Origin of the sequence: Dysosmobacter welbionis, assembly GCF_005121165.3 — a bacterium.
Taxonomy (GTDB): domain Bacteria; phylum Bacillota; class Clostridia; order Oscillospirales; family Oscillospiraceae; genus Oscillibacter; species Oscillibacter welbionis.
Map to the genome: position 1 here is coordinate 3,193,272 of NZ_CP034413.3, position 15,176 is coordinate 3,208,447.

Annotated in this window: 16 protein-coding genes; 5 read left to right on the forward strand and 11 right to left on the reverse strand. The window is 61.8% G+C overall.

The features are described from left to right. Positions 1 to 40 precede the first annotated feature (40 nt). The 5 genes from ytvI to ylxM all read right to left on the reverse strand — a co-directional run bounded on the left by ytvI (position 41) and on the right by ylxM (position 3,637). Positions 41 to 1,162 carry a sporulation integral membrane protein YtvI gene (gene ytvI / locus EIO64_RS16640; RefSeq protein ID WP_119310817.1) on the reverse strand — a complete coding sequence of 374 codons (1,122 nt, stop codon included), beginning with the start codon at positions 1,160 to 1,162 and terminating at the stop codon, positions 41 to 43. Positions 1,163 to 1,347: 185 nt separating this feature from the next. Beyond that, entirely contained in the window at positions 1,348 to 1,578 is a 231-nt protein-coding gene (locus tag EIO64_RS16645; RefSeq protein WP_021749090.1) for a KH domain-containing protein, read from the reverse strand. 15 nt (positions 1,579 to 1,593) lie between these two features. Further along, positions 1,594 to 1,833, reverse strand: a complete 240-nt coding sequence (rpsP, locus tag EIO64_RS16650) for a 30S ribosomal protein S16 (RefSeq protein WP_021749089.1) — start codon at positions 1,831 to 1,833, stop codon at positions 1,594 to 1,596. 66 nt (positions 1,834 to 1,899) lie between these two features. Beyond that, positions 1,900 to 3,267, reverse strand: coding sequence for a signal recognition particle protein (gene ffh, locus EIO64_RS16655; RefSeq protein ID WP_021749088.1), 1,368 nt, complete (start codon positions 3,265 to 3,267; stop codon positions 1,900 to 1,902). A 4-nt stretch (positions 3,268 to 3,271) separates the two neighbouring features. Beyond that, positions 3,272 to 3,637: a YlxM family DNA-binding protein gene (gene ylxM / locus EIO64_RS16660; RefSeq protein WP_036630187.1), complete on the reverse strand. Its 366-nt coding sequence runs from the start codon at positions 3,635 to 3,637 to the stop codon at positions 3,272 to 3,274. 188 nt (positions 3,638 to 3,825) lie between these two features. On the opposite strand from ylxM, the gene EIO64_RS16665 reads away from it, so the two are divergent. Next, positions 3,826 to 4,734 carry a dipeptidase gene (locus tag EIO64_RS16665; RefSeq protein WP_136891648.1) on the forward strand — a complete coding sequence of 303 codons (909 nt, stop codon included), beginning with the start codon at positions 3,826 to 3,828 and terminating at the stop codon, positions 4,732 to 4,734. A gap of 122 nt (positions 4,735 to 4,856) precedes the next feature. Here the strand turns inward: EIO64_RS16665 and EIO64_RS16670 are convergent, their stop codons facing one another. Both EIO64_RS16670 and EIO64_RS19065 read right to left on the reverse strand, forming a co-directional pair. After that, positions 4,857 to 5,117, reverse strand: coding sequence for a DUF2500 domain-containing protein (locus tag EIO64_RS16670; RefSeq protein WP_346730049.1), 261 nt, complete (start codon positions 5,115 to 5,117; stop codon positions 4,857 to 4,859). Beyond that, the gene (locus tag EIO64_RS19065; RefSeq protein WP_346730050.1) at positions 5,087 to 5,254 is read right to left on the reverse strand and encodes a DUF2500 domain-containing protein; all 168 of its coding nucleotides are present in this window, start codon (positions 5,252 to 5,254) and stop codon (positions 5,087 to 5,089) included. The genes EIO64_RS16670 and EIO64_RS19065 overlap by 31 nt, the downstream gene beginning before the upstream one ends. A 136-nt stretch (positions 5,255 to 5,390) precedes the next feature. Here EIO64_RS19065 and yfmF point away from each other — a divergent pair, with 136 nt between their 5' ends. From yfmF to folD, 4 genes are read left to right on the forward strand one after another with little or no spacing between them, the layout of a single operon-like run. Continuing rightward, positions 5,391 to 6,659: an EF-P 5-aminopentanol modification-associated protein YfmF gene (yfmF, locus tag EIO64_RS16675; RefSeq protein ID WP_136891649.1), complete on the forward strand. Its 1,269-nt coding sequence runs from the start codon at positions 5,391 to 5,393 to the stop codon at positions 6,657 to 6,659. Further along, the gene (yfmH, locus tag EIO64_RS16680; RefSeq protein ID WP_136891650.1) at positions 6,656 to 7,927 is read left to right on the forward strand and encodes an EF-P 5-aminopentanol modification-associated protein YfmH; all 1,272 of its coding nucleotides are present in this window, start codon (positions 6,656 to 6,658) and stop codon (positions 7,925 to 7,927) included. Before yfmF ends, yfmH begins: the two co-directional genes overlap by 4 nt. A gap of 31 nt (positions 7,928 to 7,958) precedes the next feature. Beyond that, on the forward strand, positions 7,959 to 8,984 hold the full coding sequence (gene lgt / locus EIO64_RS16685; RefSeq protein ID WP_083491052.1) for a prolipoprotein diacylglyceryl transferase: 1,026 nt from the start codon (positions 7,959 to 7,961) through the stop codon (positions 8,982 to 8,984). Then, complete coding sequence (gene folD, locus EIO64_RS16690) at positions 8,968 to 9,813, forward strand: bifunctional methylenetetrahydrofolate dehydrogenase/methenyltetrahydrofolate cyclohydrolase FolD (protein ID WP_136891651.1); 846 nt, start codon at positions 8,968 to 8,970, stop codon at positions 9,811 to 9,813. Before lgt ends, folD begins: the two co-directional genes overlap by 17 nt. A gap of 60 nt (positions 9,814 to 9,873) precedes the next feature. Here folD and EIO64_RS16695 read toward each other — a convergent pair whose 3' ends face one another. From EIO64_RS16695 to EIO64_RS16710, 4 genes are all read right to left on the reverse strand, one after another. Continuing rightward, a complete protein-coding gene (locus tag EIO64_RS16695; protein WP_021747887.1) occupies positions 9,874 to 10,863 on the reverse strand; it encodes an ABC transporter permease in 990 nt (329 codons plus the stop codon). After that, entirely contained in the window at positions 10,860 to 11,966 is a 1,107-nt protein-coding gene (locus tag EIO64_RS16700) for an ABC transporter permease (protein ID WP_119310822.1), read from the reverse strand. The genes EIO64_RS16695 and EIO64_RS16700 overlap by 4 nt, the downstream gene beginning before the upstream one ends. Then, positions 11,963 to 13,540: an ABC transporter ATP-binding protein gene (locus tag EIO64_RS16705; protein WP_333637354.1), complete on the reverse strand. Its 1,578-nt coding sequence runs from the start codon at positions 13,538 to 13,540 to the stop codon at positions 11,963 to 11,965. The genes EIO64_RS16700 and EIO64_RS16705 overlap by 4 nt, the downstream gene beginning before the upstream one ends. Positions 13,541 to 13,718: 178 nt before the next feature. Further along, on the reverse strand, positions 13,719 to 15,008 hold the full coding sequence (locus EIO64_RS16710) for a BMP family ABC transporter substrate-binding protein (protein WP_119310824.1): 1,290 nt from the start codon (positions 15,006 to 15,008) through the stop codon (positions 13,719 to 13,721). Positions 15,009 to 15,176: the final 168 nt, after the last annotated feature.

Below are 15,176 nucleotides of genomic sequence, written 5' to 3' on the forward strand. Positions count from 1 at the left end.
AGGAGGCAGGCGGGCCCCGTACCCTCCTGCCTGACAACGTTTATTGGCTTGTTTCTGTGTCCGCCCTTCCCAGGGCGGAGGCGGGGAACAGAGAGATGGTCCCGTTGTCGTTGAGATAGCGCAGCAGGGACAGCAGGATGGGCAGGCCGAACAGGCCCACGATGCCAAACAGGTGGTTGCCCACAAACATGCTCATCAGTGTCAGCACAGGATGCAGGCCGATCTGTGCCCCCACGATCCGGGGCTCGATGATGTTGCGGATGACGGTGATGATGACGTACAGAACCAGCAGTGCGAAGGCGTGGGGAAGATCTCCGCCCAGCGCGGAGAGAATGACCCAGGGGATCATGATACCTCCGGTGCCCAGAACGGGGAGAATGTCGAAAATAGCGATCAGCAGCGCCACCAGAATCGCACGGTTCACGCCGATGAGGGTCAGACCGACGGATAGTTCCACAAAGGTGATGGACATGATGAGGGCGTAGGAGCGGATGCAGACGAACAGCGTTCCCACCACATACGCCTTGACCTGGAGTACCAGATTCCGGGTGCTCCCCTGGAGGCAGCCCAGGCAAAACCGCACGATCTTCTGGTAGTCGACGGCGATGAAGAATGTGGAAATCACCATCAGCAGCAGCCGGATCAGGAAGCCGGGCAGGGAGGTGGCGAAAGAGGTGGCCATGGACACACCGCCCACCAATACGACGGAGAGACTGGAGACCAACTGCCACAGCATATTGAGCAGCTGGGACTGCAGCTCCTGCAACGCGGACATGAGGGAGGGGTCCAGCTTGGCCAGCAGCTCCTCCAGCCAGGCGAAAAAGTCAGTGAGCTCCGGGAGAATATAGGCGGAATAGAGCGAGGGAATCTGCTGCACCACAGATGTGATAGTGGCCGTGATCCGGATTCCCGCCAGCGCCAGCAGCAGGCCGATGGTGCCGTATGTGAGGACCACCAGCAGTACCGCCACCAACCCCTTGGGCGCGTGGAGCACCCGGGAGAGGAAGCGGATGGGGCGGCGCAGAACATAGGCGATCAGAAACGCCAAGACGAACGGCAGCAGTAGCGGCAGCGCATACTGCAGCAACAGATAACTCAGCACCAGAATCAGCGCTAGATAGGTCACATCAATGATGAATTTTTTCTTTTTTTCTGTGGACACCAAAAGCCTCCAATCCCACAGGCAGCGTCACCTGACGCTTGCGGTGTAGTACAAGTAAGCAGTGGAACGGGCTGGCCGAAGCGGCGGGGCCGCAGCCCGGACAGCGGCAGCGAAATGATCGAAAAAGGAGGAGGCCTGGCCTCCTCCTTTCGGATCTGGCGGAAGCGGCCCGCCGGATGATCGGTTCAATCTACAATATCTACGGAAACCTTCTGGCCGGTGCGCTGGGCATAGGACCGGATGACAGTCCGGATCTCCTTGGCGATGCGGCCCTGCCGGCCGATGACCTTTCCCATGTCGTCGGGGGCGACGCGCAGCTCCAGCGTCAGCTCCTGGGGACCCTCCACCTCAGTGACAGAGACGGCCTCCGGATCATCCACAAGGTTTCTGGCGATGTAGAGCAGCAACTCTTTCATGCCCGATCCTCCGGATCAGAGGACTTCTACTTTTTTCAGCAGAGCTCTGACGGTGTCGGTGGGCTGGGCGCCGGACTTGATCCAGGCCTGGGCGCGCTCCGTGTCGATCTTGATCTCAGCAGGGGAGACGCAGGGGTTGTAAGTGCCGATCTCCTCGATGAAGCGGCCGTCCCGGGGGAAACGGGAGTCCGCTACCACAACGCGGTAGAAAGGAGCCTTCTTGGCGCCAAGGCGGCGCAGTCTGATTTTCACCATAATTTGTTACCTCCAACAGTAAACTCGAAATTTTTTATCTATAAATGCATAGCACTTATATCCACTTTATTTCAGCCGCTTCTTGCGACCGAAGCCGTGCATCCGGCTGCCCAGGCCGCCGCCTCCCATTTTGGAAAGCCGTCCCCGGGTCATCTGCTTGGTCAGCTGCTGCATCATATCGAACTGCTTCAGCAGCCGGTTCACATCCACCACCTCCAGGCCGCAGCCGGCAGCGATGCGCTTTTTCCGGCTGGCGTTCAGGATCTGGGGATTCTCCCGCTCCAGCGGGGTCATGGAGAGGATGATGGCCTCCGTGTGGGCCAGGGCCTTGTCATCGATGGTGGCACCGGCCATCTGGCGGCCCAGAGCACCGGGCATCATGCTGGCGATCTGGCTCAGGTCACCCATATTCCGCAGCTGCTGGAGTTGTTCGTAGTAATCCTGCAGCGTCAGGCGGTTTTTCCGGAGCTTTTCCTCCAGCTTGGCGGCCTGATTTTCGTCGTAGGTCTGCTGGGCCTTTTCGATGAAGGACAGCATATCGCCCATACCCAAAATGCGGGATGCCATCCGGTCCGGATGGAAGGGCTCGATCATATCCAGCTTCTCGCCGGTACCCACGAACTTGATGGGCTTGCCGGTGGAGGCCCGAATAGAGAGAGCAGCGCCGCCACGGGCGTCGCCGTCCAGCTTGGTCAGCACCACGCCGTCGATGCCCAGCGCCTCGTCAAAGGCAGTGGCGGCGTTCACCGCATCCTGGCCGGTCATGGCATCCACCACCAGCAGGATCTCATTGGGATGGACGGCAGCCTTCATCCGCTTCAGCTCATCCATCAGGGACTCATCCACATGGAGCCGGCCGGCGGTGTCCAGGAAGACCATATCACTGCCGTGGTCCCGGGCATGGCGGATTGCATTCTCTGCAATCTGCACCGGGTCACCCTGACCCTGCTCGAATACCGGCAGGTCCAGCTGGCCACCCACCACCTTCAATTGCTCGATGGCGGCGGGACGGTACACGTCGCAGGCGGCCAGCAGGGGCCGCTTGCCAAGCTGGCGGCGCATCAGCCCCGCTAGCTTGGCGGTGGTGGTGGTCTTGCCGGCGCCCTGCAGGCCCACCATCATCACAACGGTGGGACCGCTGTTGGCCATGGAGAGCCGGGCGGTGCCGCCGCCCATGAGCTTTGTCAGCTCTTCGTTGACGATCTTGATGACCTGCTGGGCGGGCGTGAGGCTGTCCAACACGTCGGACCCCACAGCCCGCTCTGTCACGGTAGCCACGAAGTCCTTGACCACCTTATAGCCTACGTCGGCCTCCAGCAGGGCCAGACGGACTTCCCGCATGGCCTCCCGGACGTCGTTCTCTGTCAGGCGGCCCTTGCCCCGCAGCTTCTTGAATGTTGCGTTCAGTTTTTCGGTGAGCCCTTCAAATGCCATGCGATCATTCCTTCAAAGCGGTGGCTTCCGCGTGAATCAATTCCGCCAGCTCAGTCAGACGGGGGTCCTCATACTGGCGGTAGTTGATGGTCTTCAGCTCGGCGGCTGCATCCTCGATGGCCTGCAAATGGCCCCGCATCTGCTCGAAGCGCCGGATCAGGCCGGTCTTGTCCTCCACCTCCTGCATGACGCCCTCCGCCCGGACGATCACGTCCCGGACGCCCTGGCGGGAGATGCCGGCGTTTTCCGCGATCTCAGCCAGAGACAGGTCCTCATTGTAATAGAGGTCAAAGAATTCCTTCTGCCGCTCGGTGAGGAGTTCGCCGTAAAAATCGAAGAGCATGGTCATGCGGTATGTCTGATTTTTCATGAACTCCCTCATTTCTGTAAAGCTGTATTCCTTTACAACGAGAAATAGTTTACAGGATTTTGCCGGAAAAGTCAAGGGGAAAAACGAAAGAAATCCGGAAAAAATTCCCCTCCGGCAGACCGGAACGGCTTGCCAAATCCGCGTTTGCGGCATAGACTGAGAGGGACTGAACAGAACGGAGGGAGTTTATGGTATTCGACGCGCATTCGGATCTGCTGTACGATGTGACCCGGCGGCGCCTGCTGGGGGAGCGGCGGGTGCTGGAGCACCACCATCTGGACCGGCTGCGGCGGGGCGGCGTGGAGGGGCTGGTGCTGGCCGTCTGGGCCAGCGGTCCCCGAGAGACGTTCTGGAAGGACACCGCCTGGAAGGATCCTGCATCCAATTTGGGCCGCACCCATCAGATATTTGCCTGTGCCCGGGCAGACCTGGCGGAATGTCCGCAAATCCGCCCGGTCCACACCGCAGCGGAGGCAGAGGCTGCCCGGGCAGCGGGCCAAATCTACGCCTTCCTGGCGGTGGAGGGCATGGCGGCCATCGGCGGGAACCCCGCCGGCGTGGACTGGTACTACGGCCAGGGCGCCCGGCTGGGGATGCTCACCTGGAACGAGACCAATGCCCTGGCCGCCGGAGCCGGAGGCGATCCTCAGGCGGGGCTGACGGAGGCGGGACGCCGGGCGGTGCGCCGGATGGGAGAACTGGGGATGGTGGTGGACGTGTCCCATCTGAACGACGGCGGCTTCTGGGACGTGATGGACCTGGCCGCCGGGCCGGTGATCGCATCCCACTCCAACTGCCGTGCCCTGTGCGATGTGCGCCGGAACCTGTCCGACGACCAGCTGCGCCGCATCCGGGACACCGGCGGCGTGGTGGGGCTGAACGCCTTCCACGGCTTTGTCCACGCCGAGCCCCGGCAGCAGACCGCCAGGACCCTGGCCCTCCACGCCGTCCACATGGCGGAGGTCATGGGGGTGGAGCATGTGGGCTGCGGCTTCGACTTCTGCGAGTTTATGGGCCCTGGAAACGAGGGGCAGAGGGCCTGGAAAGCGCCGCCCACATCCGGAACCTCTTCTACTGGCTGGAAAAGCTGGGGATGAACCGGCAGGAGCTGGAAATGGTCGCCCGGGGCAATTTTCTGCGGGTTCTGGCGGGGCCAGACCTGCCGCCGCAATGAGAAAGACAGCTGCTCCCCATCGGAGCAGCTGTCTGATTTTCTGCATCACGGCTGTGTGAAGCCTAGATAGCGGGTGCCCTGAAAGGTCAGGCGGCCCGTGTCCCCTTCCACCAGGAGACCATACTCCCGGCCACTGACGGAGAACTCCATCCGGTCACCGCTCTCCACCTGAAAGGTGACATAGTACCGGGTGGAGGTGGTCATGTGATGGGTCTCGCCTCCGTGGTGATGGTGGGAGACATCGATCCGCTTGGCCACCACAGTGGCCTCCACCGTCAACCGGGGGAGTTGTTGTTCCGGTGCCACTGGCTGACACCCCGGACGATCATCACAATGAAGAGACAGAGCACCAGGGCGAAGATCAGAAAGAACAAAATTTCGAATCCGCCGCCGAACATAAAGGAGTCTAAAAGCCCCATGCCGCCAAAGCCGGGCGTGGTCATGAAGATCCCACCTTTTCCTCTTGTTGAGACTGATTTTACCAGATACCGCATAAGTCGGCAAGAAAGAATTTGAATTATGGGAAGAGATATACTATAATAATCCCATGTTGTATTCCACAGAAGAGGAGTTGAGACCTTGGAAAGAACCAGAATCCAACTGGCCGACGGGGTGTATCTCACCTATCTGCCGGCCAGAAAGTTCAAGACCAGCCTGCTCTCCGCCCAGTTCGTCACCCCGCTGCAGCAGGAGACTGCCTCCGCTTATGCGCTGCTGCCGGCCATCCTGCGCCGGGGCACGGTGCGCTATCCCGACCTGGGGGCGTTGTCCGCCCGGCTGGACCGGCTGTACGGTGCCTCTGTGGACTACACCGTCCGCAAGCAGGGCGAGAATCAGTGCGTAGGCTTCGTGGCCAGCTTTATCGACGACAGCTACATCCCCGGTGGGGAACAGCTGCTGGAGCCGGTGGCGGAGCTGTTGGGAGAGCTGCTGTGCGATCCCGTGACCGAGCGGGGCCGCTTTGTGACCGCTTATTTTGAGGGGGAGAAGACCAACCTGATTGACGCCATCCGCAGCCAGGTGAATGACAAGCGGGAGTATGCCTACGCCCGATTGCTGCGGGAGATGTGCGACGGGGAGCCCTACGGCATCAGCCGCCTGGGCGACGAGGCGGGTGCGGAGAAGCTGCAGATGCCAAAGCTCCACGCCCTGTACGGAGAGCTGCTTGCCACCGCCAGGCTGGAGCTGTTCTACTGCGGCAGCGCATCCCTGGAGCGGGTACGGGAGGCGTTGGCCGCAGCTTTCGCCACGTTGCCCAGGGATGGGATCCGGGACATCGCTCCGTCCACGCCCCATCCGGCCCGGACCGAGGTGAAGCGGGTGGAGGAGGCCATGGACGTGACTCAGGGCAAGCTGGGTATGGGCTTTGCCTGCGGCAGCGACGACTACGCCGCCGCGCTGATGGGCAATACCCTGTTTGGCGGCAGCAGCAACTCCAAGCTGTTTTTGAACGTGCGGGAGAAGCTGTCCCTGTGCTACTACGCCTCGTCCGCCTACCACCGGCAGAAGCGGCTCATCACCGTCTCCTCCGGCATTGAGTTCCAGAACTACCAGAAGGCCTATGACGAGATCATGGCCCAGCTGGCCGCCGTGCAGGCTGGCCGCCTGGAGGACTGGGAGCTGGAGGGCGCCCGCAGTACGCTGCTGAATGCCTACGCCTCCATGGGAGATTCCCAGGGGAAGCTGGAGAACTTCTACCTGGGCCAGGCGGCCACCGGACAGGAGGACACGCCGGAGCTGCTGGCGGAGCAGGTGCGGCACGTGACGGCGGAACGCATCTTTGACGCCATGCAGACCGCCTCTCTGGATACGGTGTACTTCCTGAAGGGAAAGGAGACTGCGGAATGAAGCAGACGTTTTACGAGCGGATCGGCGAGTCCGTCTACCGGGAGGTGCTGCCCAACGGATTGCAGGTCTGCGTGGTCCCCAAGCCGGAGCACGCCAAGAAGTACGCCTTCTTTGCCACCCGGTACGGCGGGATGGACACCCGCTTCTGTCTGGACGGTAAGTGGCTGGACACACCGGCGGGCATCGCCCACTATCTGGAGCACAAGATGTTCGACACCAAGGAGGGTAACGCCCTCCAGGAGCTGGCGAAAAACGGCGCGGAGCCCAATGCCTTCACCTCCAACGCCATGACCGGCTACTACTTCGACTCCACGGAGCACTTTGAGGAGAATCTGGAGATCCTGCTGTCCTTCGTCTCTATCCCCTATTTCACGGAGGAGAGCGTGGCCAAGGAGCAGGGCATCATCGGCCAGGAGATCCGCATGATCGAGGACAACCCCGACTGGCAGCTCTACACCCGGATGATGCAGGCCCTGTACCAGAAGAGCACTGCCCGCACCTCTATCGCCGGGACGGTGGAGAGTATCTCCCACATCACAGCGGAGACGCTGTACGACTGCCACAAGGCATTCTACACCCCCTCCAACATGATTTTGACAGTGGTGGGCAACGTGGATCCGGTCCATGTGGCGGACCTGGCCCGGCGGATCCTACCCCGGGAGGGCGGGCCTGCGATCCCCCGGGACTACGGCCAGGAACCCGCCCAGGTGGCGGCAAAGGAGACCCGCATGGCCATGGAGGTCTCTGCCCCTCAGTTCCTGACGGCCTACAAGTGCGCCCCGGCGGCGGACGGGGAGGACTACCTCCGTACCGCCGTTCTGGGAGACATGGCCTGCGACATCCTGCTGGGGGATTCCAGCCACCTGTACCAGCGGCTCTATGAGGAGGGGGTCATCAACACCAGCTTCGGCGGCGCCTTTGAGATGATGCCGGGCGTGGCATACCTCTATGCCGGCGGCGACAGCAAGGACGCCCGCCGGGCCGCCGCTGAGATCCAGAGGGAGGCGGAGCGCCTGGCAGCGGAGGGCATCGACGAGGACTATTACCAGCGGGTGCGCCGGGCGTCCTTCGGCTCCAACCTCCGGGGGCTGAACTCCTTTGAGAACATCGCCGTGACCCTGACGGAGGGGTATTTCCACGGCTATGATCCCTTCCGCTTCCCCCAGGTGTTCGACTCCATCACCAAAGAGGACGTGGCCGCCTTCCTGCGCCGCAATCTGACCGCGGAGCGGGCTGTGCTCAGCGAGATCGTGCCTAGGGAGAACTGAATCCAAGACAGAGAAAGAGGGGGAACCCCATTTGAGAGCATTACAGGATATGCCCATCAGCTTTCCCGGCCTGTTCGGGGACTGGTCCTTCAATCCCGACCCTATCGCCGTCCATATCGGCCATGGGATCTACTGGTACGGCATCATTTTGGCCATCGGCCTGCTGGCGGGCCTGGTGCTGTGCATGAAGCAGGCCAAGCGCTACGGCCTGACAGAGGACAATGTGCTGGATATGGTGCTGTGGGCGGTGCCCAGCTGCATCATCGGCGCCCGCCTTTACTATGTGATCTTCTATCTGGACCTCTACCGCAACGCCGATGGCAGCTTAAACTGGGGCGAGATGGTGGCGGTCTGGGACGGCGGCCTAGCCATCTACGGCGCGGTGATTGCCGGGGCCATCGTGGCATTTTTCTACACCCGGCACAAGAAGATCAAGATGGGCGCCATGACGGACCTGGCGGTGATGGGCCTGCTGCTGGGCCAGTGCATCGGCCGCTGGGCCAACTTCATCAATCGGGAGGCCTTCGGCGCCGAGACCACGCTGCCCTGGCGGATGCGCCTGTGGACCAGCGCCACGGAGTATATCGAGGTCCATCCCACGTTTTTCTATGAGAGCCTGTGGAATCTGATCGGGCTTCTGCTGATCCTGCTCGTGGTCTCCAAAGCCCGCCGGTTCGATGGGGAGAACACCTGGTTCTACTTCCTGTGGTACGGCCTGGGCCGGTTCTGGATCGAGGGGCTGCGGACGGACAGCCTGTATCTCTTTAACTGGACGTTCCTGGGGCAGCCCATCCGGGTGTCTCAGGCGCTGAGTCTGCTTCTGGCAGTCACCGCCGCGGTGATGCTGTTCTACAACATCAAGATCAAAAAGCACTCGCGGGATGAGTTGCTGGTGAATCAGGTGGCGGCGGAAGCCGTCGAGGGGACGGCAGAGGCGGATATTTCCACGGCGGAAGCGGGAGAGAGTGTCCCTGCCGGACAGGAGGAGCCGGAGCTCCCCCAGCCGCCGGAGACCCAAAACGGGGAAGGGGGAGAGACTGATGGCAACACGCATTGACGGCAAGGCGCTGGCGGCCAAGGTCAAGGCGCAGACGGCAGAGGCAGCGAAGTCCCTGTACCGGCGGCCGGGCCTTGCGGTGATCCTGGTGGGGAATGACCCCGCCTCCCGGGTCTATGTGACCGGGAAGGAAAAGGACTGCGCCGAGTGCGGTTTTTTGAGCTTTGAGCACGCCCTGCCGGAGGACACCACACAGGAGACGCTGCTGGACCTGATCCAGGAGCTCAACCGCGACCCGCAGGTGGACGGCATCCTGTGCCAGCTTCCTTTGCCCGGGCATCTGGACGAGGAGGCGGTGCTGAACGCCATCGCCCGGGACAAGGACGTGGATTGCTTCCACCCCTATAACGTGGGCCGCCTGATGATCGGTGATCCGGTGTTTCTGCCATGCACCCCTGCCGGCGTCATGGAGATGCTGCGGGAATACGGCATCCCCGTCCGGGGCAGGCGGTGCGTGGTGCTGGGCCGCAGCAATATCGTGGGCAAGCCCATGGCCATGCTGCTGCTCCAGCAGGACGGCACCGTGACGGTCTGCCACTCCAAGACGCCGGGACTGGCGGCCATCACCCGGGAGGCGGACATCCTGGTGTCCGCTGTGGGCCGGGTGGGTCTTGTCACGCCGGGTATGGTGAAGGAAGGGGCCGTGGTCATCGACGTGGCCATGAACCGGAACAGCGAGGGCAGGCTCTGCGGCGATGTAGACTTCGCCGCGGTAGAACCCAAGGCATCCTACATCACTCCGGTGCCCGGCGGCGTGGGGCCCATGACCCGGGCCATGCTGATGCGCAATATCCTCACCGCAGCCCGGAACCACCAGGCGGAGAAGTGAACAGACGAAAAGAGCGCCGCGGCTTTTGGCCGCGGCGCTCTTGATTTGTATGGGGAGAAGCTACCGTTCCTCCCGGAAATACGCCAGACCCAGGCTGGCGGGGGGCTGATTCTCCTTCTTGTTCCGCAGGGAGACAAAAATCAGCACCGCGATGGTCACGAGATACGGCAGCATGTTGAAGAGGTACGTGTCCCGCCGGCCCAGGCCGGGGATGATGAGGTACACCCAGAACAGCAGGCCGAACAGGTAGGAGCCCCAGATAGCGTTGACTGTCCGCCAGGTGGCGAAGATCACCAGCGCCACGGCCAGCCAGCCCAGGGACTCGATGGTGCCGTCGTTGGCCCAGGTGCCCTTGATGTAGTCCATGGTGTAGTACAGGCCGCCGAGACCGGAGATACCGGCGCCCACGCAGGTGGCCAGGTACTTGTTGCGGGAGACGTTGATACCCGCCGCATCGGCTGTGGCAGGATTCTCACCCACGGATCGCAGGTTCAGGCCCGGCCGGGTGCGGTTGAGGAACAGCTGCAGCACCACGGCCAGCACAATGGCCAGATATACCATGAAGCCATAGCTGAACAGCAGCCGCCCAGGAAGCCCCAGGTCCGACAGGCCGGGGATGGTGGCCCGGTACACGGCGCTGGTGGCGGCTACGGAGATCTGGCCCACGCCGCCGGCCATGGAGTTCAGGGTGCCGCCGAAGAAGTTGGCCACACCGCCGCCGAAGATGGTCAGCGTCAGACCGGTGACGTTCTGGTTGGCCCGGAGGGTGATGGTCAGGAAACTGTACAGCAGACCGCCCAGGGCGGAGGCGGCGAACGCCGCCAGCAGAGAGATCACCAGACACACGAAACCGGAGGGATCGGGATTGTTGAACTCATAGAAGAAGGAGGCCGCCAGTCCCGCAATACCGCCCAGATACATGATCCCGGGGACGCCCAGGTTCAGGTTGCCGGATTTCTCTGTCAGGATCTCGCCCATGGCGCCGAACAGAATGACGGTGCCGAACTGGATAGCAGACTGAATCAGCTGAACAATTTGGTCGACGCTCATTTGGCCCCCTCCTTTCCGCCCCGCAGGATGATGCGGTAGTTGATGAAAAATTCGCTGCCCAGAATGAAGAACAGGATGATGCCCGTAATGATATTGGAGGCGTAGTCATTCAGGTTGAACTGGGAGGCGATCTGAATGGCGCCCTTCTGCAGAAACACCAGCAGGAAGGAGATCAGGATCATCACAAAGGTGTTGAACTGAGCCAGCCAAGCCACGATGATGGCGGTGAAGCCACGTCCGCCGGCGGTGGAGGTGGAGATGGTGTGGCTGGCGCCGGCCACGGCGATGAAGCCTGCCAGACCGCAGATGGCGCCGGAGATAGCCATGGTGCGGATGGTGACCTTCTTCACGTTGATGCCGGCGTACCGGGCGGTGTTCTCACTGTCGCCCACCACGGAGATCTCATATCCCTGCTTGGAATATTTCAGGTACAGGAACATCCCCACCGTCAGCAGCAGCACCAGGACAACATTCAGGCCGTATTCCTGGCCGAACAGCTCCGGGAACCAGCCGTCCTTGGTCCGCTGGTTGATGACGCCCACGGTATTGGAGCCCACGGGATTTTCCCACAGGGCCACAAAGTAGCTGGTGAGCTGGATGGCCACGTAGTTCATCATCAGGGTGAACAGCGTTTCATTGGTGTTCCACACAGCCTTGAAGGTGGCGGGCACCATGCCCCACGCCGCACCAGCCAGCAGGCTGACCACCGCCATGATGACCAGCAGCAGGGGGGTGGAGATATCGCCGCCGAAGGCCCGCATAAACCCGGCGGTGACGATGCCGCCGATGAGGATCTGTCCCTCGGCGCCGATGTTCCAGAAGCGCATCTTGAAGGCGGGGGCCAGCCCCACGCCGATGCACAGCAGCATCATGGCGTCCCGGACAGTAACCCAGCTGCGCCGGGGGGTGCCGAAGGCGCCGTCAAAGATGCCCTCGTACACCTGGAAGGGGTTCAGCTTGGTGACGGCGAAGATGAAGATGCCGCTCACGACCAGGGACAGCAGCACCGCGATGATCCGGATGGCCCATGCCTTGGGGCGGGCGATGCCGTCCCGCTTGGCGATGCGGAGCAGAGGCTCCCTGTGGGTCTTACCCTGTGTCATGCCTCCTTCGCCTCCTTTACAAAGCGGGTCATCAGCAGGCCCACTTCCTCTTTGGTGGTGGTGCGGCCGTCCACAATACCGCTGACCTGGCCGCCGCAGAGCACCAGGATCCGGTCGCACAGCTCCAGCAGCACGTCCAGGTCCTCGCCCACATAGATGACGGCCACGCCTTTCAGCTTCTGCGCCGTCAGCAGGTTGTAGATGGTGTAGGAGGTGTTGATGTCCAGGCCCCGCACCGCGTAGGCGGTCATCAACACCGAGGGATTCTGGGCGATCTCACGTCCCACCAGCACCTTCTGCACGTTGCCGCCGGAGAGCCGGCGGACCGGCGTGTTGATGCTGGGGGTCAGCACATCCAGTTCCTCCTTCACCCGCTCCGCCAGCTGGCGGGGCGGCTTGCGGTCCAGCAGGGGTCCCCGGCCGGAACGGTAGGTCTTGAGCATCATGTTGTCCGCCATGCCCATGGAACCCACCAGTCCCATGCCTAGCCGGTCCTCCGGCACAAAGGCCATGGACACGCCGATGTCGTGGATCTGCCGGGGATTCTTGCCCAGCAGCTCCTCACCGCCCTTGTCCACCGGCACATGCTGACCGGCGATGGGTTCGTCGGGGGCGGGGGGATGATAGATGACGTGGGACCCGGGCTGGGTAACCCGCAGGCCGGCGATGGCCTCCAGCAGTTCCTTCTGGCCGCTGCCGGAGATGCCGGCAATGCCCAGAATCTCCCCGCCGTAGGCGTCGAAGGAGACATGGTCCAGAGCCTTGATGCTGTCGGGAGTCAGGACCGTCAGATCCTTCACCTCCAGCCGCAGGTTGCGGTCCTCCACCAGGGGACGGTCGATGTTCAGCGTTACCGCATGGCCCACCATCATGTCCGTCAGCTTCTGGGGAGAAGTGTCGCAGGTGGCCACGTCCCCGATATAGCGGCCCTTGCGGAGCACCGCCACCCGGTCGGACACGTCCATGACCTCGTGGAGCTTGTGGGTGATGATGACCAGGGCCTTGCCGTCTGCCTTCATATTCCGCATGACATCGAAGAGCCGGTCCGTCTCCTGGGGGGTCAGCACGGCGGTGGGCTCATCCAGGATCAGGATGTCTGCGCCCCGGTAGAGGACCTTGATGATCTCCACCGTCTGCTTCTCCGACACGGACATGTCGTAGATCTTCTTGTTGGGATCAATGGAAAAACCATATTTCTCACTGATCTCCAGGATTTTGGCGGAGGCGGCCTTCAGATCCAGCTTGCGCTCTCCGTCCAGCCCCAGGACGATGTTTTCCGCTGCGGAGAACACGTCCACCAGCTTGAAGTGCTGGTGGATCATGCCGATGCCGCAGGCAAAGGCGTCCTTGGGGGAGGCAATGGTGGTGGGCTCGCCGTTCACCAGGATCTTCCCTTCGTCCGGGAAGTAGATGCCGGCCAGCATATTCATCAGCGTGGTCTTGCCGCTGCCGTTCTCCCCCAGCAGGGAGAGGATTTCGCCCCGCCTGATCTCCAGGGAGATATCGTCGTTGGCAACCACCTTGCCGAACCGCTTTGTGATGTGCCGCAGTTCAATGGCAGTGGTATGTTCCAAACAGATCATCCTTTCTTTTAGTGTCGGTTCCGCGCCATGGCCGCAGGCACATGCCTGCGGCGCGGGCCTCCGGAGGGAAAAGAAAAGGGAAAAAAGACCCCGGCGGCCGATGCCGCGGAGGGGATGGAGCGATTTGAGAGAAAGGGGCTGCCAAAGGGCAGCCCCTTTCGTTGGATATTTAGTTGTTGTTCAGCTCAGTGATGCCGTCGATCCGCAGGGAGAAGTACGGAGCGGAGCGCAGCACGGACTCCTGGAAGGCGCCGTCCACGATGGCCTCGCCGGTGTCGTTGACAAAGTCGCCGTCGCTGTCCAGACCGAACGCAGATGTCACATGACCGTCGGCGTCCACCTGATAGGACCCGTCGGCAGCGGGCTGGCAGGTGAACTTGGAGGTGTCGAACACCTTCAGGCTGCCGTCCTTGATGCTGGACCAAGCGGCGTCCACGGCCTCCTGGGTGCCCTCGGCGCACTCAGGCCCCAGCTTGGAGATCATCACAGCGTCCTCACTGATGCCCACGGCATAGTCCACGGGCACTTCCTCGCCGGCGATGAACTTCTCCAGGGTGTCCCGGTACAGGACGGACCAGTTGTTCTGGGAAGAGGTCAGAGCGGCGGTGGGCGCCACTTCCAGCATATCAATGTTGTAGCCCACAGAGTAGACCACAGAGCCGGCATCCTTCTGCGCCTGGACGGCGGAGGGGGCACCGGTGGAGTCGGCGTGCTGGCCGATGATGACGCAGCCGCGGGCCATCAAGGCATTGGCGGCCTCGCCCTCAGCCACGGGATCATACCAGGAGTTGGTGTACTGGACCTCCATGTAGGCCTCGGGAACCTGGGTCTGGATGCCCAGCAGGAAAGCGGTGTAGCCACAAACCACCTCGGCATAGGGATAGGCACCCACATAGCCCACCTTGGGATCGGTGACGGTGCCGGCGTCCATCAGCTCTTTCAGCTTCATGCCGGCCACCACGCCGGAGACGTAGCGGGACTCATATGTATAGGGGAACAGGTTCTTGTAGTTGTCCAGACCGGAGGTGGCGGCCATGTCGCCGGTGCAGGAGACGAAGGTAACGTCGGGATAATCCTCGGCGGCATCCAGCATGTAGCTCTGGTGGCCATAGGAGTCAGAGAAGATGATATTGCAGCCCTCTTCCGCCAGATCCACGGCGGCGTCATAGCAGTTTTCATCCTCCGCGATGTTGTAGCGGAAAATAACCTGAGAATTGGCATCAATACCTAACTCTTCACAGGCGGCAGTCAGGCCCTCGATATGGGCCGCGTCATAACCGGAGTTGATGTCGTGGACGCAGATCAAACCGATCTTGACATCCGCGGCGCTGCCGCTGGATTCCTCATTGGCGGCGGGGTCTTCGGCGGGGCTGCCGGTGCTCTCCTCGTCGGAGCCGCCGCAGGCCGCCAGGCTGAGCGCCATGACCAGCGTCAGCAGCAGTGCAAGGAACTTCTTCATTCTACTTTCCTCCTTAAAATAAAATTGGGTGGATCACTGCAAGGGACAAAGCGGGGTGTTTCCCCTCTCTATTGCCATCATACAGGGTCAAACGGAAAAATTCAACCGGATTTTTACTTTTTTTAGGCGGATAGACCAAAAAAATACCGACCTAAATAGGTCGACCTT

What these genes read in the sequence shown, in the direction of transcription:
- EIO64_RS16700 (WP_119310822.1), bottom strand. Translation starts at nt 11,966, where the DNA reads ATGACACAGGGTAAGACCCACAGGGAGCCTCTGCTCCGCATCGCCAAG.
- yfmH (WP_136891650.1), top strand. Translation starts at nt 6,656, where the DNA reads ATGAAGCAGACGTTTTACGAGCGGATCGGCGAGTCCGTCTACCGGGAG.
- EIO64_RS16710 (WP_119310824.1), bottom strand. Translation starts at nt 15,008, where the DNA reads ATGAAGAAGTTCCTTGCACTGCTGCTGACGCTGGTCATGGCGCTCAGC.
- folD (WP_136891651.1), top strand. Translation starts at nt 8,968, where the DNA reads ATGGCAACACGCATTGACGGCAAGGCGCTGGCGGCCAAGGTCAAGGCG.
- EIO64_RS16665 (WP_136891648.1), top strand. Translation starts at nt 3,826, where the DNA reads ATGGTATTCGACGCGCATTCGGATCTGCTGTACGATGTGACCCGGCGG.
- ffh (WP_021749088.1), bottom strand. Translation starts at nt 3,267, where the DNA reads ATGGCATTTGAAGGGCTCACCGAAAAACTGAACGCAACATTCAAGAAG.
- EIO64_RS16645 (WP_021749090.1), bottom strand. Translation starts at nt 1,578, where the DNA reads ATGAAAGAGTTGCTGCTCTACATCGCCAGAAACCTTGTGGATGATCCG.
- ylxM (WP_036630187.1), bottom strand. Translation starts at nt 3,637, where the DNA reads ATGAAAAATCAGACATACCGCATGACCATGCTCTTCGATTTTTACGGC.
- EIO64_RS16695 (WP_021747887.1), bottom strand. Translation starts at nt 10,863, where the DNA reads ATGAGCGTCGACCAAATTGTTCAGCTGATTCAGTCTGCTATCCAGTTC.
- EIO64_RS19065 (WP_346730050.1), bottom strand. Translation starts at nt 5,254, where the DNA reads ATGACCACGCCCGGCTTTGGCGGCATGGGGCTTTTAGACTCCTTTATG.
- rpsP (WP_021749089.1), bottom strand. Translation starts at nt 1,833, where the DNA reads ATGGTGAAAATCAGACTGCGCCGCCTTGGCGCCAAGAAGGCTCCTTTC.